The sequence below is a fragment of the Neptunicoccus cionae genome, assembly GCF_014643735.1.
Classification (GTDB): Bacteria; Pseudomonadota; Alphaproteobacteria; order Rhodobacterales; family Rhodobacteraceae; genus Amylibacter; species Amylibacter cionae.
The window spans coordinates 433,121-453,238 of the sequence record NZ_BMKA01000003.1 but is presented as its reverse complement, the minus strand read 5'-3'; the positions used below and the strand labels follow the sequence as shown (position 1 = coordinate 453,238).

The window sequence follows — 20,118 nt, the reverse complement described above, 5'->3', positions numbered from 1 at the left end:
GGATCGCAGAAACAGCGAAGAAATGCGCGCGCTTTGGCTGCGTGGACTAAGGAGCAGCAGATGGAATCTGATCTCAAATGGGTGATTGGTCTGGGGATCAGCCTCGGCGTGACCTTTGCAACAGCTTTGATTGCGTCGTTCCGCAATCTCGCGGGACGCGTCTCAAATGGCGATCGAGATTTGCACAAGCGGATTGATAACGTCAAAGACAACTACGTCCGGCGGGATGATCTCGATGGGCATATCCAGCGGCTCGACGGCAACGTCAGGGATCTGCGGGAAGAAATGCGGGAAAACCATAAACAGGTGATTGCGGCGCTGACGGTGAAGCGGTGAGGGGAGGGGGATTCATATTAGTTTTCGATCCGCAGTTTGCCTTTATGTTTGGCTGCAACGCGCCACAATTTTTTACGAGTACCTTGCGGCTCAAGATGCCGATAAGCCCCGCCTGAGAACTTTGACCAGTCGAGTGCCAGCCCTTGCTCAACGAGGGCTGCTGAAAGATCTGTGCCATCTGACAAGGTGCATTTTGCAACGAGACGGTTGTAACTTAGACCTTCCTGCACCTCAGCGGTGATGATTTGCCCTTTGCATAAAGCGACCATCGCAAACTTGGCTTTTTTCCCCCAAGGTTGATCCAGCTCGGGAGCGTCAATTCCTGCCAGTCGAATGTGTGTTCCTCCAATTGAAATAGTGTCTCCGTCAATTACGTAGCACTTGCCTTTTAGGTCATCGGCACCGGAAAGTGTGGGGGGCATGCGTTGTTTGCTGACAGGACGGGGCGGGGGAACACGTGACCTGGAATAGGAACTGCCCTTTCTTTTTATAAATTTTCTAGGAGGAAGTTTAGGGGGACTAAAAAGGCGAAGAAGAAATTTTAACATCAAGAATATTCCATAGTTTGAAATAATGAAAATACTTGCTCAGAGTTTATTGAGGGTGCCCGTGCTGTCAATGTTTGGTTGAGTTATACAGCGAACCTTCAAACCCAGAAGCTATCGTGCGTTCGAAATAGAACGCCATAACAAACGAACTTGCCCGCGGTTTTATACCGGGGGCAGGTGGCGCGCCAACGCCACCTACCATGCAGCCAATCTTCACACCAGCTGCACCGACGAGCTAAACTCAGAATCGTCGCCCGAGCCCACGTGAGCCGGGCCTCTTTATTGTGAGTCCACAAACAATGACAACCACTTATGTTGGCGCAGCCGCGCCCGTCGCCCCGTGGCTTGGCGGCAAGAAAGCCTTGGCCAAAACTCTGATCGAGCGCATCGAAGGTGTTGAACATAAATCTTATGTTGAGCCCTTTGTGGGCATGGGCGGTGTATTTTTGCGCCGTGCTTATCGCCCTGAAAGCGAAGTCATCAACGACTTTAACGGCGAGATCATCAACCTGTTCCGGATCCTTCAGCGGCATTATCCTCAGTTTATGGATTGCTTGAAATTCCAGATTTCCTCTCGCCGTGAATTTGAACGCCTGCGGTCGATCGACCCCTCAACCCTGACTGACCTCGAGCGCGCGGCGCGGTTCCTCTATTTGCAACGGCAAGCCTTTGGCGGGCAGGTGAGGGGGGTGTTTGGTGTCGCCGCTGCGCGCAGCTCGCGCTTTGACCTCACCCGCCTCGGGCCAATCCTGGAAGAAGCCCATGAACGTCTGGCGGGCGTTGTCTTTGAAAGTCTCGACTGGAAAGACGTGGTCGAACGTTACGACACGCCTGGCACGCTGTTTTATCTGGATCCCCCCTATTTTGGCGGTGAGAAAGACTACGGGAAAGATATGTTCGATCGGCAGCAGTACAAAACCATGGCCGAGACTTTGGGCAAGATTAAAGGCAAGTTCCTGCTTTCGATCAACGATAAGCCGGAAATCCGCGAATGGTTTGATGGGTTCTATATCGATGAGGTGCGGCTGAAATATACCATCTCGCAAAAAGGGACGGACGGGAAGGCGTCGGAGTTGATTATCTCGAACTGGAAGGCGGTGGCAGGGTTGTTTTGAGTTTGGGGTAGTTGGATTCAGTATTCGTTTCTGTCAATGTGTGTGTCTGGGCTGTCAGGAAGATGAAAAATGAAAAAGTGGCCAAACCAATGCCCGCCGAATTTCAGGGCGGCTTTCGATCGCGTTACGTCATATAGGAACTGGGGGGCAGCGGAACTCTACACTGCTATGGCGGAAGAGCTCGAGCGTTTAGGTGTGGAGCCGCCAGATGATTTGCCAACGGATCCGCCACGTGAGCACTCTGGCCGGTTTTGAATTCAGAAAAGTTAATCCGAAAGAGCGGTCATCCAACGCATTTTTCTAGAACGGCAGCTAAGCGAAGATGGTGATCTTTGCAAAGTCCCGCGAACGGCCCAAAGCTGCCGTTTGATCACTTTCAGAAATCAATTGTCCACTTCCCGAAAGCCGCCGTTCATGGTCGATGCAGCGTGTGAAGAAGCGCGGATTGAAACCATCCGAACAGACCTTGTGCTGACGCTTGGTTCGAGCAAGCGAGGCCGAATAGCCTTGTATGACTAATACGGGACAAATAGAATATGACCGTTGCATATAAGGATTTGATGATGGCGGTTAAAAAAAGAGCATTTGTAAGTTTCGACTATGACAACGATAGCACTGCAAAGATGTACTTGGCTGGCCAAGCGAAAAACCCGGATAGCCCTTTTGATTTTAAAGACAATTCGATCACAGCACACTTGACGGGTGATTGGGAACAAAAGGTACGCAGAAGGATGGAGAACATCGATGTAGTCATAGCGTTGTGCGGAACTAAAACCCACACAGCTAAGGGTGTCGCGGCTGAAATAAGGATAGCTAAAGAACTAAAAAAGAAGTACTTTTTGCTTGCCGCGTACTCCGGCAAGAGCTGTACAAAGCCGACAACTGCTGCGGCAAGCGACAAAGTATACAAATGGACTTGGCCCAATCTGAAGCAATTGATTGCAGGTCATAGATAAAGTGCGCGCATTTCTAATCCACCGAACCAGTATGAGGACTGAAGCAAAGGTGTTCTTTTCTTCTTTGCGGAGCACTGACGGTATCTATGTTGATCTAGTAATTCTCAAAAAGTCTTATGGCAGCAAGTGGCAACAGCAAGCCGAAAGCATGATGCAATCATCGGAGGTTGTCATTGTATACGACAATGAAGCTTGCGCTGAATCCGAAAACACAACTTGGGAAATCGAACGTGCCACAGAGCTTAAAAAAGATCTCATATTGCTGTCCCGCGATGATATTGGTTGCCACAACTTTGGTGAACTTCAATCCTATTATGATTTTAGTTCCGAATTTGATGAATGCTTCGCCGAACAAACTGAAGATTTAGACCAACTTCTTGAGCTTTATAAGATAATGGTAACGTCTTCGGAGCAACTCATCCAAAGGCGACAAATTACAAACGGATTCTTCATTACCGTAATTGGTGCAATCATTGGAGCTTCTGGTTTTTTGGCTAAAGAAAAAGTTCTTAGTGATAGCACTGTTCTCGTACTTGTTTTCCCCATCTTGATCGGCCTCTTAATGTGCCGGTCATGGAAAAACCTTATTGAGAACTACGGAAAGCTCAACACTGGGAAGTTTCAGGTAATCCATCGACTAGAGCGATCATTTGGGGCGCAAGTATTCGCAGCTGAGTGGGTCGCGTTGGGAAAGGGTGCAAGAAACGAAAAGTATCAGTCCTTTACAAGCACCGAACAAAACGTGCCTAACCTATTCTCATATCTTTTGTGGATAGCTTTATTGATTATTGTTTTGAGCGCCGATTGGGAGCCTTTTTTAAATCACCTTGAATGTGCCTTGACTACAGTCGAGCAGACCTTCACGAGAGCGCTTCAGTGGATGAAATCGTTGAGGGTACCATCTACGGATACTGCCTAAACAGTTGTTATCCCGAGGTTGTCCCAGAAATTCGGATTTTCCCTGTCTGGCTTTGCAGTTCGAGTGTTTCTAATTGATTATGGCAAAAAGTGGGTGGGTTAATAGATGGCAGGACGAAAGCAACATTTCATCCCAAGGCACTTTTTGAAAAGCTTCGTGATCAATGACGGAAACGACAAGCTTTGGATGTATAGGCGCGGTTTGAAAAAACCTGTTCCAGTTTCACGCGATGATGCAGCCGCCACCAGAGATTTTTACTCTAAACCGTCACTTGATGGTTCTCCAACGTTAGATGACCTGATTACCGACTATGAGACGCACTTACAGTTCTTGGTGGACAAACTTCGGGGCGCTGATTTTTCCACTCAGGTCAAGTCAAGCGATGCAAGCGAAGTTGTAGCTCATTTGACGATGCGTGCTGCATACTTACGAGAATTGATCGGAGTTGGAGCCTCGGAAATGGCATCAGCGATTGATACGCTGATAAATAACCCAACTGAATTACTGGATGGCATAAGGCTGCTCAAACACCGCGTTCCTAGTAAATTTGCCGCGATGGCCACTGAGGAGTTCGAGAAGCGTGGCTTTCATCTAATGACCAACATTTCAACCAAAGCAATTGTGCGCCTCTTGTACTTTGGCATACGAGAAGACTTTGACTTACTGCACGCCAACGCAATCGAACAGTTCGCGGACTGGGTTACTGTGTTTGAGAAAAATTTCACGGGGATGGGGCAATCAGCTCACACTAAAATCCTTCAAGACCAATTAGTTCCGATGGAGCGAAAGCGACAATTGGAAGCGCTGACTTGGCAGGTAGTCAAAATTGCCGAAAATGATGCGCCGTTGGCAGACTGTGTCGCCATCGCAAAAGATGAAAATGGTTGGGGGCCGTATCTGCTCGCCAGCCCCAAAAGCACAGTATGCGTTATTCTACCGCTTTCACCGACGAAGGTTATTGTTGGCAGTGGCAAGCAAGATTGGTCAGAACAAGCTCAGCAATACACGCGCCATGCGGTAGAAAGTTGCTTTTCTTTTTACCTTTCGGATCAACTCCAAGAAAAGACAGAAAAAGACCTAAGTGATTTAGGACATAAGGCTCGCGAAACAGTTTCAGGCTTGACCTCATCAGCTATACGTGGAGCCATTGAGAACTTCGTTGCTGAAGCTTCTGACGATGAGCACGGCATAAGATCAGAGGCCTCCGTTGCAGAAGGCTCAAAGGACTTTTCCTATTCGGTTTCGCTCAAAGATTTTGCTGATCAAGAATACGCCCAGAAGGTTGCCAACGCTGTAAATGAAGTAGTTTTGGCTTATGCGGCCATTTGCGATGTGAAGAACCTTGATGGCATAACCTTTGCCGTAGACTACGAGAAAGCCATCGCAGAATTGGATCGTGGTGACGGACTTCGAAGTGTGGAGCGTAACTCAACAGTTAGCAACGCCAACGGAGTGGCCCTTCCAATTTTGGTGCACAGACTAGATGGCCAAAAAACTCATCTAGTCATGAAGGCATATCTCGCAGAAGACTTCGTAAGCGAGATTGTTGACCACAAAGACGCGGCAGTTTCGCTGCTTTTGAATTGCCTTGGCACTGTTACCTTTAACAGCATTGTGAGCAATAAATTTCCTGATACCGTGCGCTTTAAGCACAAAGACGAATATGAAGGGTGGTTAGCGCAGTACAACGATACGTTGCTTTCGACCTACTTCTCAATATCGACGACTATTCCTACCGTGGATATGCTCTCTTTTTATTCAGACCTCGCCGTTGACCAGCTAGAGGCCGTGATAGCGCTTACACGCGGAGCTGGCCTAGCCTATGAATTGGATGGGGACCATGAGAAACTCTTTCAGTGTTGTGCAAGCTCGGTTTCTTCCTTCCTTAGTGCGATCACTCGTGTACTGGCTGCACAGTCAAGATTTATCGGCCCTAAAAACCCCGAAACAGTGCTGCTTACGCGGTTGTCGCAGGTGGAACTTCTGAAATGGGCAGATTTGTTTGCGGCGGATATGTCGATGTTCATTGATCAAATTGATGGTTGGAAGGAGTTTGAAGCGACTTACTTTATAAATCGCCACTTTGAGCGCCTACTGTTTGAGGTAGGCGTTTTTCCTGATCAACTAGATGATGGCTCTCTGTATATCCACACATCAGGTGACAACCGCTTGAATATGCGTCTGAACGCACAAGCGCCGCGACACTGAATGAATGTCGGCTTTCGCCCTAGCCCTATAGCTAACTCGCGCCCGCAGCGAATGTCAGCATTCCGCCAGAAGTGTCGATTTCTGCGATGCAGCGTTTCACCATTTTCGGCGGGAAGCGGTCATTCGCTGCGGCTGAAAATTTGAATCATTTGCCAAAATAATCAATGCAGTTACATTGCCCCAATATTTTGGAGTTTTGCATTGTATTTATCTAATATAAAAATCAGAAATTTCCGTCTATTCTCATCTATAAAATTGAAGTTAAACCCGAGGTTGAATGTTATCGCGGGGGAAAACAACTCCGGAAAAACAGCGCTGATAGATGCCATTCGATTGGCGCTAGATACGAATTCTGCCGAATGGAATCGTGTTAAAGAAGACGATTTCAATTCGCCATCTAATGAATTCAGTATCGAACTAGAATTTGATGGAATTACGGTCGAGCAAGCATCCATTTTCGTGGAACACTTGACCCATAAGAAAACTAACGGTGAGGAGCGTAGTAGCGTTCTTCATATGAAACTGTCCGCGAAACTAACAAACAATCTAAGGCGCGGCACCAGATTCATACAAACTGAGTTTAGATCCGGACTTGATGGCAGCGGCCCTCAGATCGAGCGGGAAATTCGGGACTATTTGTCAGCAACCTATCTAAAGCCATTGCGTGACGCGGAGCAGGAACTTTCATCGGGCCGTTCTTCGAGGCTCGCACAAATACTTGCATCCAAAGTAGAGTTGCGACCAGATACTGATGATTTCAAGGCTCTTCTGGAAGTGTTCATTCAAGCTAGCAGCTCTTTTAAAAAGAATTCAAGCATTACAAAAAATCAGACTGACATTGCTGAACTGGTAAAGAAACTTTCTTTTAAAAACACGCCATTCAATCCTTCAATTCAGATGACCGGAGATAAGCCGTTCTCAGAGATGAATGAGACGGAAAAAACTCGCTCGTTTTCAGATATTCTTGAGCGACTAAACCTAGTTCTTGATACGGATACGCCCCGCCAAGGCCTCGGCTATAACAATATTTTGTTTATGGCTACTGAGTTGCTTTTATTAAAACAAGAAGAAGGACAGTTTCCGCTATTACTAATCGAAGAACCGGAAGCTCACCTCCATCCGCAGCTACAAATGAAGTTCCTTCAATATCTCAAAAACTGGCAGTCCGAAGGCGATAAGCAGGGTCCACAAATCTTTTTGACAACACATAGCCCAAACCTAGCTTCAAAAGCACCGCTAGAGAGCGTTATCATAATGAATGAAGGGAGAGCTTTTCCGTTGCGAAAAGGTGAAACCCTGCTTGATGAAGATGACTATGTTTTTCTTGAAAAATTCCTCGACGTGACCAAAGCCAACTTATTCTTCGCTAGAGGCATTCTCATCGTTGAAGGTGATGCCGAGGCTATACTTTTGCCAACGATTGCCGAACTATTGGGGCGGAATTTAGAAGACTACGGCGTCAGTATCGTAAACGTTGGAAGTACCGCATTTGCGAGGTTCGCAAAAATCTTTCTGCGAAAGAATATTGATGATGGTAGCCCAGTTATGCCGATTAAAGTTGCTGTGTTACGTGATTTGGATCTGTGGCCTGCTTCAGCTGAAGAAACAGATGGCAATCCTCATGGTTTTAAAGAGAGGAAGAAGCCAAATAAGAACGGTCGCGGAGGCAATCTGGCATATTGGCTAGATCCGACAAAAGCGGATCAAGTCCCCTCCAAAATTGAGACCCTCCAAAAAGGAATTCATGAACAAAATGTAAGAGTGCAGGTTTCCGATGAGTGGACCTTTGAATATTGTTTGATCAAATCGGGCTTGCATTCGGAAATCGCGACTTCGTTGAACTGCAAGCTTGCGGATCTTCCTGAAGACCCTGAAGAGCGTGCCGTAGCTCTTTATAAGGAGATTGAAAGCTCAAGCAAAAAAACAGAACTTGCATATAGCTTATCAAGCGAACTAACCCGCAATTATTCGAAACAGGGAGGCGCAGGTCGGCTCCGAAGTCGGCTCCCTAAATACATCCTTGAAGCCATCGATCACGTGACCGAAGAGCATTCTGATACTAACGTGCCGCCCGAAGCCTCTGTTGCATCCGCAGTGATGGCTTGCGCGGCGGCCGCTGCAGAAGACGGAAGTGATGTTTATTCAGTCTCGGAAGATCATAATGGATAGTATGAGGATTTCTGAAGCAGACATCGATGCCTTGGAGAGCTACTTTTCTGGTGATAACTCGGGAGGTGGTGCATGGAAATTTGATCTTAAACGACGAGACGCTATTAAGGGCTGGATGGACGTGCAGGCGTGTCCAGGCAGCGGGAAAACTACACTTGTTGCCACTAAGCTAATTTTGTTAGCTCAAAAGTGGGAGCATAGGAACAAGGGCGTATGCGTTCTTACTCATACCAACGTCGCTAAACACGAAATCATTGAAAAGATGACCTTGCACCCTGCAGGAGAACGGTTGCTATCCTATCCGCATTTCATCGGCACCATTCAAGAATTTGTAAATAAATTTTTGGGCCTGCCTAAAGTTCGTGGAAAATATCCGTTCACTTCATTCTCGGACGGAGATGTCGCCAAAAATTTTGTTGGGAAGATTCTCGCTAATAATAGCGACCTTCGTGGATTGTATAGAAATCTAAAAAGGGAACTGTCGGGCGCTTCCAATGATGAAATTCGATCCTGCTTGGGGACACTTCATTTCTCGAGTGAAAATTTGGACCTGACTTTCCATCGATTAAATGGTTCCAAAGTGGAGTCAGCGACATCAAGTCACTCTGATCGGCGCAAAATGCTGTGTTCCCTCAAAACCAAAATGATGGAAGAAGGCCTTTTTAATTACAGGGATATGTACGCAATCGCAGATCGTGCTATTGATCAAAATACAAAGTTGCCTTCTATTTTGGCAACCCGCTTCCCATGCTGGATTGTGGATGAAATGCAGGACACCCAACTGCATCAGGACAATTTACTGCAGAAGATCATCCACGATAGTGATGTGCTCTTGCAGCGGCTAGGCGACCCAGATCAAGCAATATTTGACGGCATCGGTGGCGGTCAACCGAACGCGAGCTATAATAACTCAACGACGCTTCACACTATTCAAAATACACACCGATTTGGCAGCTCTATCTCGCAAAAGATTACGAGGTTAAGCTACAATAGAATTGGCGAAATCCAGTCCGAAAGGCCTGATGCCTATTCGGCACATCCTCATACAATATTTGTTTTCGATGACACGACGCAAAAAAATGTGTTGAACGCCTTCTCCGAATTGGTTGCCAAGTGCGATCCGGAGGGTACTTGGAAGCAAATAAAGGCCGTTGGTGCATCTAATGGGCAGCAAGGTCACATAGAAAAATATTGGGCTGACTTTAATCAAGGCAAATCTACCTCAATAGATAAACCAACGCGTTTGATTGAGATACTTGAAGTCGATGGATGCGTGGAGGGCGCGGTCATTTACAAGAAAATACTGGACGGCATTGTTGTGATGCTGAGATCTGACGGTAACGCAATCAATTCGCGTAGCAAATTGGATCAACATCTAAAGTCACATGTAAACTATGGCACTTTCAGGCGCGCAATTGCCAGCTTGCTGCTAGATGGCGCGGGAACTTCAGAAAATTGGACTGCCCAAACTAGAGACATTCAGGATGTTATTCCTACGATAAAGGCAACCAGCACTGGGCAATTTTTCGATTATGCCGAAAGTGAGCACGCGTCAAAGTCTATGGCTACCAACAATAAATTTAGATCGACGAATGGCCGAGAGATAGAAGTAGCCACAATTCATTCCGTAAAGGGTGAGACGCACGACGCTACACTCGTACTAGAGACCAAGCATCATGACTTTGATCTGGAAAAGATGTTGCCCTACCTATCGGGCGACATTGATAGCGCCCCTACAGGGAAGCGCAATATTGAGCGAATGCGAAGGCTTTTTGTTGGAGCAAGTCGTCCACGACATCTTGTTTGTATGGCTATCCACGCGGACCATCTATCAAATGAGCTTAGAGCAAAACTACGCGACGTACACAGATGGGAAATTTTAGAACTTTAACGACCATAAAGTTTATCGAATAGTAAAGCTATTGCGCTGCAGAAAACATTTAGGTTCGAAGGTCCGCTAAGGGCCGATACTACGCGAGCACAACGTTAAGGAGTATAGCTATGAAAAGCATTGAAGAAGTCTGGAAACGTATTCGCTCCCTTGAGGGAGATACCTTTCATACAAAGACTGGAAAACTGTTTACGTTCACCGTGTCAGGCGATGTGCTTCGGGTCAGTAGGACCGAGTACAACTTGAGCAAAGGCAACTTTGCCAAGGGACTCGAGAATGCGCCATTTGATGGCCCAGGCGCCGTTCAAAGTATCGTTCGTGGACCTGCTTACGTTTGGGCAATTCTCCATGATGTCCGGGTGCGCAACGACGAATGGTAGGCGCCGCAATGTCTGCTCAACGAAAGCTGCACTGCGGCGATGGCTATAAGGGCGAATGGCTTGTGTGGATGGCCCCTGCATAGCAAGACATTTTTGATATGATTTTGTGCTTTTGTCAGAAGCAGTCATGTGTCCGGCCTGTTTGCGCGGTTTTGACCGCTGGCCCTGAAGGGTTCCGCAAACCAAGTCCCTATCAGCTTTGCGGGCTATAATGCCCGAGCCGTTCGGCGGGGTGTCTTGGTTTTGGCGGCTGACTTTTGCACCATCATTTCGCAGGTCTTGCTATCTCGTGTTCCTAAAATTCTTTCAGGTTGTTCGAGGCATGTACGGCTCGTTCTTTGTCAAAACCGCCCAGACGATCCGTGCTGTTTTGTTCGCCATTGCGACAGTTGCCAAGCGCGCAGGCTTACGTTCCAAAAGTGCGGTGAGCCATTTGTTCGCCCGTTCTGGGTGGGATTTTGTCTGCCTGACGAGCGACGTCATTCCTACGACAAGTAATTGGCGCAAATATTGGTCGCCCATTTTGGTGATCCGGCCCAATCGTTCTTTTCCTCCGCTTGATCGGTTTGTCGGCGTCAAACCCAGCCACGCCGCAAATTCACGGCCATTCTTGAACTGATGCCCGCTACCGATACTCGCAGCAATGGCAGAGGCCGTTACAGGACCAACGCCGGGAATGGTTTGTAAAAGTTTGATCCGGGGATCGCGTTTGGCTTCAAGCCTCAGACGCGTTTCATACCAACGCATTTGTCCGTGCAAAACGTCCAACTGCCCGCACAGATTATGAACTACGTCTTGCGCGATCTCGGGGAGTGCCAACTTGGTGCCAGCCAACACGCCCTGCGAAAAACTGATGATACGTGCGATGCCTTTGGCAATATACACGCCAAACTCTGCCAACATGCTGCGCAAGGCGTTGACCAGCTGCGTACGCTGACGAACCATGAGATTGCGCGCGCGATGCAGGGATAGCAGCGCCTGCTGTTCAACCGACTTGATCTCAACAAACCGCATCGTAGGACGGGTGACAGCCTCGCAGATTGCTTCGGCGTCGATAGCGTCTGACTTGCCACGCTTCACATAAGGTTTGACATACATGGGCGGGATCAGCCGAACCTCATGGCCCAGCCTGCTCAGCTCGCGTGCCCAGTAATGGCTTGTGGAACAGGCTTCCATGCCGATTAGGCAAGGATCGAGCCGCGTGAAGAAAGGCAACACCTGAGCGCGCCGCAAAGGTCGGTTGAAAGCGACTTCGTCATGTTCAGTGATCCCGTGAACCTGAAAAATGGTCTTGGCCAGATCGACACCGATTGTTGTAACTTGCATGGGATGGCTCCTCTCGTTTGCTGATTATGACACCCGCGTTATAGCGCATGGCAACGCTGGTTGGAGCAGGAGCCATCCACCCCATCAGGTTTGGGCGGTGACCTCAACACAAAGAGTAGAATGAAGTCATTCGCTACGAGTCCTCGTGTCTCGCACAGCTGGTCATTCATGTGCCGTGGCCGATTTGCCATCAGTTTTCCCACTTTCACGTTACGTTCACGATATGTCGGTGGGTAAGAATTAAAGTAACTAACTGAAATTTATTACTTCGGCAGGTTTCAAAATCCCCCGCCGCAAGGATTTCTGGTTGGAGTGTTTTTCTGTTTGGCGGGGGACTGCTCGGCACGGCGAGATCCTGTGGAAAATATCCGGATGTTTTGCGAAGTGCTTGCCAGTTCATTGAACTGGTGTGAACCCGGTTATGTTGTGAATATGGTGATTTGGGGCGAAATATAAAGTGCTTACGACAAGGGGTTACAATAACTTGTGCTGGGGTCGCTTCGTTTACACCGAAGATGTCGGGAGTTCGAGCCTCTCACGACCCACCATTTACCTTAGCACTACCAACAAAAGCCCCTGCATCGCGGGGGCTTTGTGCGTTTTGGCGGTTCCTAAAGAGCTGCGTGGAATCATAGGCAAAACTGGATTGTGCACAGCCATAGGCGGTGATCGACGAGTGGCGCCAAGGGGCCTCTCAGGCGCAGTAGTGCAGCTTCAGCACCAGATTGCCACCGCTGAGCGTCAGCTTGGGCCGGGAGGCACAAACGCTCACAGCGCGGTATCCGTTATCGACCGTTCAGCTTGCGTATAGTCACTACATGTAGCGAATGGATATTGATGACGCGCTGCGAGACGACCCGCGACATGCTGCGGTAGGAATTGATGATCTATTTGTTTGCAGATTACGTGATGCGATCGACCTCTCGCCCGATTGTGTTCTGATTTGACTTAAAGCAGGGTGCTCCGAAGCGATTACCGAGATATTCCGGAGCAATGGTGGCGGCGAATGAGCTAGAGTGGTTGCAAAAGATAACGAAAGCTGCCGATAGCAGCGAACCACGCATAAGCGCTAGATCCCGTGCTGCGGTTCTTTCGATGTTTGGGAGGTAACGGTTTGGATAAGGTTGAGGGGTGCACTAAAAGAAGAAACGGCTGCGAAATATACTAATTGTCACGCGCGGCAATTACCGTGGCGTTGTGACGGCAGGATGGCTTTTGGCGTCTTCCAGGTTTGCAAGGCAGGATGTTGCAGGCCACCGCCAATGCACTAGACTGGGCGCAGAGATGATATTCGACGGGACTTGAATGAACGTCGGCTTTGCCAGTATCGTGACACTTCCCCTCAACGCCTTTAGCCTTTTTCCTACGTTAAAAGGGCGATCAGTGCGTGGAGAGCCATATAGATGACAATCAAAGAACCAATGGTATAGCAGGTGGCCCGAACTTCGTGTGTCTGCCGTGTCGCATATGCGACGAAGTGTGCCGCGCGGGCTGTGACGAACCCATACATCAAGAATTGGGCAAGGATAAGCGGTGGATTTGTCAGCACGAACAGCAGCCCGGCAATCCAGAACGCCGGAATGTTTTCAAGGTCATTGCGATGCATGCGGCGTGAGCGATCTACGTAGTCATTGACTTCAAGCTGAGAGGGGTCCGGTTTTTTATTGATCGGGCCAGCGCGCAGGTCTTCCGGACTCGCCAGGCCTGAGTTGCTCCGAAGCATCCGGTAAACGGTCATCCAACCTTGCCCCATCACTTTTAGGACCATTAGGGCCGATGCAACTGCGTAGGTCACAAAGATCGGGTTTTCAAAGCCGATTTCCTGCATCGTAAATCTCCTTTTAGGCCTTAGCGTTCAAACCATATGTTTATTTACTTACCAATGGTAAGTGTATATCTTACCGTTGGTAAGTAGTCAATATTTTCGGGTGATTGGATGAAGACGGACGAGAAAATCCTTAAGACCGCACAGGCGTTATTGGCGTCGGATGGGTTCGGGGCAGTCTCTTTTGACGCAATTGGGCGTGCTCTTGGAATGTCGAAACAGGCCGTACTCTATTGGTATCCATCCAGACAAGAGTTGCTTGCTGCAATGCTTGGCTCTTGGTTGGCGGCGGAGGCGGACGTCGCTGTGACCGCCGTTGACGGTACAGATACGCCCAACGCTGCAATCTCTGCCTTTGTCGAGGCTGTTGCGGCGTTCCATTTAGGTGACTTGGATCGGTTCCGAATGATGTATTTAGCGCCGCAGACCTTGAAGGTCGAAATGCAGGCCCCGATGGAAACGGGGGCGCTCGATCAGGTGCATGCCACCACGAGCCGAATGTATGGCGCCCTGGCCGACTGCCTTGGGGGAGATCCGCTGTTCGCTCGCCAGCAGGCAACATCGATCCATTGTGCGGTCTTGGGGCTTGCTCTGATGTTTGGTCTCGCAAACGGGATCAAAGACCCGTTGAAACACTCGCAGAAGGATCTGATCGCTGCCCTTGTGGCGAGGCTTACCGATCCTGAATAGTGCAGCGAACGGCAGTTCCGAGCTGATTGTGTTGAACAGCTCTTTGGTTTCAGCCTTTCGAAGTCTGCTATCGCGTTGATTTGTTTTGAATGTCCCTAAGTCGCTCTCTTTTATCCGGTGGCGGTCATCATTGGCCTAAGTCTGGCCCATTTCCGGAGGTTTTGGGCGGTGGCGGCGAGGGTGAATTCGTCTTGAACGCCACATGGCCTTCGTAATTGTAGTCGTCCCAGCCCAAGGACGCGTTTGAGGTGTGCAAGCAAGTTGCGGCTGATCCATTGGGGGGCGGGCTTCACGGCCGCGCTCGACCATGTAGTTGCGCATAGCCATCTTGTTCAGCGGGCCGCCACGGCTGTTGGGGAAAAGATAGCCGTTCTGCTCTATCGCGCGGGCGAGATCGATCACCCGCAGGGCCTCATCGGACAGGGGTACGCGGAAGGGCTTGGTAAAGCCTTTGCGGCCTTTGACATGCTCTAAAGGCACCGTCCATTTGTTTTCGGTGATCTGCTCAAGCTGCATATTGTTGACTGCATCCGAACGCACACCTGTCAACATTAGCATGCGGAGCGCAAGTTCTGCGGGCGCGAGCTCTCCAAGGGATTGGTAAAAGGCTGGCGCCTCAGCCCAGTCGAGCGCGGCAATGTGGGTGACGGTGTGTCTTGGAACACCGAGCAGGATGCGTGCCTGGTCAATGATGCCGAGGTTCACGTCAAAGCCCTCTGCGATTGCATAGCTCAGGATCACCTTTAGTCGGGACAAGGCCTTCTTTGCTGTGACGGGAGAGGTCTCCCAGCCACGGGACAGTGCCTGTTTAATGTCATGCTGGTCAATCTTGACAACGGGCATCATTCCCAGATGGGGCAGAAGATGGTTCTTGATCGGGCTGAACCACATCCCGTCCGATCCCTCATGCTTCAGCGTGGAGCGATGGGCTTCAAAAGCAGCGTAGGCCAGGACATGGAGCCGACCTTCCTGTGCGCTTGCGAAATATCTACAAACGCAGATGATACTGCCCGGGAATTTCTGGACCGCGCTGAGACGTTACCGCACTCTTATTAAAGCACGATTTAAATCTCAGAGCGTTTGTGAGAGCGCTTGATACGAAGGATATACCCCTCCGGCGGGAGTATTTGGGGAACTTTGAAGCGGGGCGGCGTTATTCTGCCGCCACCGCTTTGCTGTCCAGAAGGGCGACGATGTCCATCATGATTGTGTTCAACTCAAAGTCTTTGGGGGTGTAGACCTTTGCCACTCCGAGTGCGCGCAAGTGTGCTGCGTCGTCTTCGGGGATAATGCCGCCGACGATCAGCGGGATGTCTGACAGTCCTGCGCGTTTCATGCGTTTGAGCACGTCTTCGATCAGCGGCACATGAGAGCCGGAGAGGATCGACAGGCCGATCACATGGGCTTGTTCTTCCAAGGCGGCACTGACGATCTGTTCCGGTGTCAGGCGGATGCCTTCATAGGTGATGTCCATGCCGCAATCCCGTGCGCGTACGGCGATTTGTTCTGCGCCGTTGGAGTGACCGTCCAGTCCCGGTTTTCCGACAACAAATTTCAAGCGACGGCCGAGTTTATCTGACACGGCGTCAACCGCGTCGCGGATGTGATCCAGTCCTTCGGTTTGGTTGGAAACGGATTTGCCAACGCCGGTGGGCGCGCGGTATTCGCCAAAGACGGCGCGGATGGCGCTGCCCCATTCGCCGGTGGTAACGCCTGCTTTGGCGGCGGCGATGGAAGCGGGCATGATGTTGCTGCCGTCTTCTGCGGCGCGGCGAAGATCGGCCAGTGCGGCTTTTACTGCGCCTTCGTCGCGATCATTGCGCCACTGTTCCAGGCGGGAAATCTGGTCGGCTTCGGCAGCTTTATCCACCACCATGATCGCGCCGTCCCCCGCGGTCAGCGGACTGTCCGCGCCTTCGGTAAATTTATTGACGCCGATGACAGTCGTGTCGCCGGTTTCGATCCGCCCCAACCTAGCGGAGTTGGAATCCACCAGACGGCCCTTCATATATTCAATCGCGGCAACTGCGCCGCCCATTCCGTCAATCTGGGCCAATTCGTCCCGCGCGCCCTGTTTCAGTGCTTCGACCTTGCGATCCACGGCAGGGTTGCCGTCAAACAGGTCGTCATATTCCAGCAGGTCGGTTTCGAAGGCGAGGATTTGTTGCATCCGCAGGGACCACTGTTGGTCCCAAGGGCGGGGCAGGCCGAGCGCTTCGTTCCATGCAGGCAGTTGCACCGCACGGGCGCGGGCGTTTTTCGACAAGGTCACGGCCAGCATTTCGATCAGGATGCGGTAGACGTTGTTTTCCGGTTGCTGCTCGGTCAGGCCGAGCGAGTTCACTTGCACACCATAGCGGAAGCGGCGCATTTTGGGGTCTGTCACACCGTAGCGCTGCTCGCAGATTTCGTCCCACAGGTCCACAAAGGCACGCATTTTGCACATTTCAGTGACGAAACGGATGCCCGCGTTCACGAAGAAAGAGATACGCCCAACAACGGTCGCAAAATCCTCAGCAGGGACCTTGCCGCGCACATCGTCCAGCACGGCGGTGGCGGTTGCCAGTGCAAAGGCGAGTTCCTGTTCCGGTGTCGCGCCCGCTTCTTGCAGGTGGTAGGAACAGACGTTCATCGGGTTCCATTTGGGCACATTGGTATAGCAATAGGCCGCCACATCGGTGATCATCCGCAGGGACGGTTTGGGCGGGCAAACATAGGTGCCCCGCGACAGGTATTCCTTGATAATGTCATTCTGAACAGTGCCTTGCAGCTTTTTGACATCCGCGCCTTGTTCCTCGGCCACAGCGATATAAAGCGCCAGCAGCCACGGAGCGGTGGCGTTGATTGTCATGGACGTGTTCATCTTTTCTAAAGGGATATCGTCAAACAGGGACCGCATATCGCCAAGATGGGCCACTGGCACACCGACCTTGCCCACTTCGCCGCGTGCCAGTTCGTGATCGCTGTCATAGCCTGTTTGCGTTGGCAGATCGAAAGCCACTGACAGGCCGGTCTGCCCTTTGGCAAGGTTGCCACGATACAGCGCGTTGCTGTCTTTGGCGGTGGAGTGGCCCGCATATGTGCGGAAGAGCCAAGGGCGGTCAGGTGTTTGTGTCATGTGTTGCGACTCCGATCTGTGCTGCGCCGCAGCATAAGTTATAAAATTACCCAATTGCAACTGTCTGTATAATATTCGTGCGCAGAAAGTTTCAAGCGGCGACGCTGCGACACCAACCACATGGGGCAGGCGAGGGCGCAACAGTCTGTTGTAGCCGGTGTTACACGGCTGAACTAAGAATTGGCGGGGCGGTGAAATCAGGCTACATCTGAGCGGAATGTTTGAAACGGTAGAAATACAGGTCTGGGTAGTCTGGGTCACGGGGTTGCTGGCGCTGGCGGGATTGCTGGACCGTATCCTCATGCCTTCTGTCCGGTGGTATCTGCGCCGCCGTTTCAACCGCGCGATTGAACAGTTGAATTCCAAGCTGCAATTGCAGATTCAGCCATTCAAGCTGACTCAGCGGCAGGTGATGGTGGATCGCTTGGCCCATGACCCACAGGTTATGGAGGCTGTGTTGGAGCATTCCAACGAGGAGGGCATTCCCTATCACGTTGCGGCAAAAATGGCGATGGGGTACGCCCGCGAGATCGTCCCTTCGTTTTCCGCATTTGCCTATTTCGGCTTTGGCATCCGCTTTGCCCGCTGGCTTAGCCGGACGCTATATCGTGTGCGATTGGGCTATGTGGATGAGGGTGCGCTTCAAAAGATGGACCCGAATGCCACGGTCGTCTTTGTGATGAACCACCGCTCTAACATGGATTATGTGATCGTGACCTTTCTGGCTGCCTCCCGTTCTGCGCTGTCTTATGCGGTTGGGGAATGGGCGCGGGTGTGGCCGTTAAAACAGTTGATCCGCTCCACCGGGGCCTATTTTATCCGGCGCAAATCGCGCAATCTGCTCTATCGGCGGGTTTTGTCGCGCTATGTGCAGATGGCCACGGCGGCGGGGGTGACGCAAGCAGTGTTCCCAGAGGGCAGCCTGTCGCGGGATGGCAGCTTGCGTCCTGCAAAGCTGGGCTTGCTGAATTATATTGTGTCGGATTTTGACCCTGATCAGGAACGGGACGTGGTTTTTGTGCCTGTGGGCGTGAATTACGACCGTGTGTTGGAGGACCGTGTGCTGCTTGCGGCGAACCGCGGGGAGAAGACTGGCCTTCTGTTCAAGCTTTGGACCTTTGTGCATTTCGTGGTGCGCCATTTGTGGCTGCGCCTGACGGGGCGGTTTTACAAATTCGGCTATGCCAGTGTTAGTTTCGGCGTGCCCCTGTCCCTGAAGGCGTTTCTGGCGGAGAAGGAGAAGGTCAGCCACGAAAAGATGACTGCCGACCTGGGCAAAGCCTTGATGAAGCAGGTCGGGCGGGTGATACCGGTGCTGCCGGTGTCCTTGGTGTCGACGGTTCTTCTCGATCAGGGGGAAACGCCGCTGAACGCCGCTGAGGTGCAACATCTGGCAGAGGCAGAGCTGGAGCGGTTACTTGCCAATGGCGCCCATATGCATATTCCGCGCAAACGGCTGGATTATGCGGTAGAGGTCGGGTTGCGGATGCTGGTGCTGCGCCGCGCGCTGGTGGAAAAGGACGGACGATTCACGCTTCAGCCCGAACAGCTGGAGGTCGTGCGCTACTACGCCAACGCCATCGCCCATTTGCGCTGAGCGCAGGGGTGCATTGCATCACAGAGTAGTGACAGGTGGGACAGGCGCCGTTATAAGCGCCGCGAACACCCCTATTTTGCATGGAAATGATGACAATGATCCAAGTTTTCGGCCATATGGCCCCCGATACAGACGCAACCGGCTCCGCAATCGTTTGGGCCTGGTACCTGAACGAGGTCAAAGGCCAAAGCGCTGCGGCCAAACTGCTGGGTACGCCCAACACCGAAGCTGCTTTCGTTCTGAACCGCTGGGGCTTTGATCAGCCGGAGATTATCACGGACGTTGCTGCAGGCGATGATGTGGTGATTGTGGACACGAATAACCCTGCAGAGCTGCCTGCGTCTATCAATGATGCGAACATTCTTGAGATCATCGACCACCACATGCTGGTTGGCGGGATCAAGACCAAGGGTCCTATCAATATCACTGTGCGCCCGCTGGCCTGTACTGCGACCATCATGGCTGACCTGATGGGCGATGATCTGGCAAAAGCACCGGACGCGATTAAAGGCGTGATGTTGTCCTGCATCATCTCTGACACGCTGGAGTTCCGCTCCCCCACCACGACGGATGTGGATGTTGCACGGGCGAAAGCTCTGGCGGCGGAACTGGGTGTGGATATTGCCGAATACGCGGCCGAAATGTTTGCGGCCAAATCCGACGTATCCGCGTTTTCCGATGCGGAACTGCTGCGGATGGATTCCAAGAAATACGAAGTCGGCGGCAAGGCGTTCCGCGTTTCCGTGCTGGAAACCACAACACCTGCAATCGTTCTGGACCGTAAGGCAAGCCTGATGGACAGCATGACAACCGTTGCCTCCGAAGACGGTGTGGATCAGGTTTTGCTGTTCGTTGTGGACATTCTGAACGAAGAATCCACGTTGCTGGTGTCCAATGATCTGGTGAAAACAGTCGCCGAGAAATCTTTCGGGGCAACGGTGACAGGCGATACCGTCGTGCTGCCGGGTGTTGTCAGCCGGAAAAAACAGATCATCCCGCAACTGGCTGTCTAAGGTCCGTTACAGCGATGAAGTTACGGG

General features: G+C 51.0%; 16 protein-coding genes, 1 tRNA gene and 2 pseudogenes. 13 read left to right on the top strand and 6 right to left on the bottom strand.

Annotated elements, in window-relative coordinates; translation table 11 throughout:
• Positions 1–60: 60 nt before the first annotated feature.
• Positions 61–336 (top strand): hypothetical protein, encoded by a 276-nt coding sequence (locus IEX10_RS13070; RefSeq protein ID WP_188675987.1) that lies wholly within the window; start codon positions 61–63, stop codon positions 334–336.
• A 17-nt stretch (positions 337–353) separates the two neighbouring features.
• On the opposite strand, the gene IEX10_RS13065 is transcribed toward IEX10_RS13070, so the two are convergent.
• Positions 354–884, bottom strand: a complete 531-nt coding sequence (locus IEX10_RS13065) for a thermonuclease family protein (RefSeq protein WP_229678547.1) — start codon at positions 882–884, stop codon at positions 354–356.
• Positions 885–1,183: 299 nt separating this feature from the next.
• Here IEX10_RS13065 and IEX10_RS13060 point away from each other — a divergent pair, with 299 nt between their 5' ends.
• The 7 genes from IEX10_RS13060 to IEX10_RS13030 all read left to right on the top strand — a co-directional run bounded on the left by IEX10_RS13060 (position 1,184) and on the right by IEX10_RS13030 (position 10,522).
• The gene (locus IEX10_RS13060; RefSeq protein ID WP_188675984.1) at positions 1,184–1,999 is read left to right on the top strand and encodes a DNA adenine methylase; all 816 of its coding nucleotides are present in this window, start codon (positions 1,184–1,186) and stop codon (positions 1,997–1,999) included.
• Between the two features lie 536 nt (positions 2,000–2,535).
• Positions 2,536–2,955, top strand: a complete 420-nt coding sequence (locus IEX10_RS13055; RefSeq protein ID WP_229678546.1) for a TIR domain-containing protein — start codon at positions 2,536–2,538, stop codon at positions 2,953–2,955.
• 31 nt (positions 2,956–2,986) lie between these two features.
• Complete coding sequence (locus IEX10_RS13050) at positions 2,987–3,874, top strand: RipA family octameric membrane protein (protein WP_188675981.1); 888 nt, start codon at positions 2,987–2,989, stop codon at positions 3,872–3,874.
• Positions 3,875–3,979: 105 nt separating this feature from the next.
• A complete protein-coding gene (locus IEX10_RS13045; RefSeq protein WP_188675978.1) occupies positions 3,980–6,082 on the top strand; it encodes a DUF4238 domain-containing protein in 2,103 nt (700 codons plus the stop codon).
• Positions 6,083–6,283: 201 nt separating this feature from the next.
• Positions 6,284–8,251 carry an ATP-dependent nuclease gene (locus IEX10_RS13040; protein WP_188675975.1) on the top strand — a complete coding sequence of 656 codons (1,968 nt, stop codon included), beginning with the start codon at positions 6,284–6,286 and terminating at the stop codon, positions 8,249–8,251.
• On the top strand, positions 8,244–10,142 hold the full coding sequence (locus tag IEX10_RS13035; RefSeq protein ID WP_188675973.1) for a UvrD-helicase domain-containing protein: 1,899 nt from the start codon (positions 8,244–8,246) through the stop codon (positions 10,140–10,142). The genes IEX10_RS13040 and IEX10_RS13035 overlap by 8 nt, the downstream gene beginning before the upstream one ends.
• A 110-nt stretch (positions 10,143–10,252) precedes the next feature.
• Positions 10,253–10,522, top strand: coding sequence for a hypothetical protein (locus IEX10_RS13030; protein WP_188675971.1), 270 nt, complete (start codon positions 10,253–10,255; stop codon positions 10,520–10,522).
• Between the two features lie 306 nt (positions 10,523–10,828).
• Here IEX10_RS13030 and IEX10_RS13025 read toward each other — a convergent pair whose 3' ends face one another.
• The gene (locus IEX10_RS13025; RefSeq protein WP_188675970.1) at positions 10,829–11,848 is read right to left on the bottom strand and encodes an IS110 family RNA-guided transposase; all 1,020 of its coding nucleotides are present in this window, start codon (positions 11,846–11,848) and stop codon (positions 10,829–10,831) included.
• A 471-nt stretch (positions 11,849–12,319) separates the two neighbouring features.
• Between IEX10_RS13025 and IEX10_RS13020 the strand changes: the two genes are divergently transcribed.
• Positions 12,320–12,396, top strand: a tRNA-Ser gene (locus IEX10_RS13020).
• A gap of 815 nt (positions 12,397–13,211) precedes the next feature.
• Here IEX10_RS13020 and IEX10_RS13015 read toward each other — a convergent pair.
• Positions 13,212–13,676, bottom strand: a complete 465-nt coding sequence (locus IEX10_RS13015) for an MAPEG family protein (RefSeq protein WP_188675968.1) — start codon at positions 13,674–13,676, stop codon at positions 13,212–13,214.
• Positions 13,677–13,784: 108 nt separating this feature from the next.
• Here IEX10_RS13015 and IEX10_RS13010 point away from each other — a divergent pair, with 108 nt between their 5' ends.
• On the top strand, positions 13,785–14,363 hold the full coding sequence (locus tag IEX10_RS13010) for a TetR/AcrR family transcriptional regulator (protein WP_188675966.1): 579 nt from the start codon (positions 13,785–13,787) through the stop codon (positions 14,361–14,363).
• 110 nt (positions 14,364–14,473) lie between these two features.
• On the opposite strand, the pseudogene IEX10_RS13005 reads toward IEX10_RS13010, so the two are convergent.
• Positions 14,474–14,623, bottom strand: a pseudogene (locus tag IEX10_RS13005) (IS5/IS1182 family transposase); the annotation flags it as partial.
• Position 14,624: 1 nt separating this feature from the next.
• On the opposite strand from IEX10_RS13005, the gene IEX10_RS13000 reads away from it, so the two are divergent.
• A complete protein-coding gene (locus IEX10_RS13000) occupies positions 14,625–14,837 on the top strand; it encodes a hypothetical protein (protein ID WP_188675964.1) in 213 nt (70 codons plus the stop codon).
• 249 nt (positions 14,838–15,086) lie between these two features.
• Here the strand turns inward: IEX10_RS13000 and IEX10_RS20200 are convergent.
• Positions 15,087–15,314, bottom strand: a pseudogene (locus tag IEX10_RS20200) (phage integrase central domain-containing protein); the annotation flags it as partial.
• Positions 15,315–15,516: 202 nt separating this feature from the next.
• The gene (locus IEX10_RS12995) at positions 15,517–17,481 is read right to left on the bottom strand and encodes an ethylmalonyl-CoA mutase (protein ID WP_188675961.1); all 1,965 of its coding nucleotides are present in this window, start codon (positions 17,479–17,481) and stop codon (positions 15,517–15,519) included.
• A 217-nt stretch (positions 17,482–17,698) separates the two neighbouring features.
• Between IEX10_RS12995 and IEX10_RS12990 the strand changes: the two genes are divergently transcribed.
• Positions 17,699–19,078, top strand: coding sequence for a 1-acyl-sn-glycerol-3-phosphate acyltransferase (locus IEX10_RS12990; RefSeq protein ID WP_188675957.1), 1,380 nt, complete (start codon positions 17,699–17,701; stop codon positions 19,076–19,078).
• A gap of 95 nt (positions 19,079–19,173) precedes the next feature.
• Positions 19,174–20,091: a manganese-dependent inorganic pyrophosphatase gene (locus IEX10_RS12985; RefSeq protein WP_188675954.1), complete on the top strand. Its 918-nt coding sequence runs from the start codon at positions 19,174–19,176 to the stop codon at positions 20,089–20,091.
• The last annotated feature ends 27 nt before the right edge of the window (positions 20,092–20,118 follow it).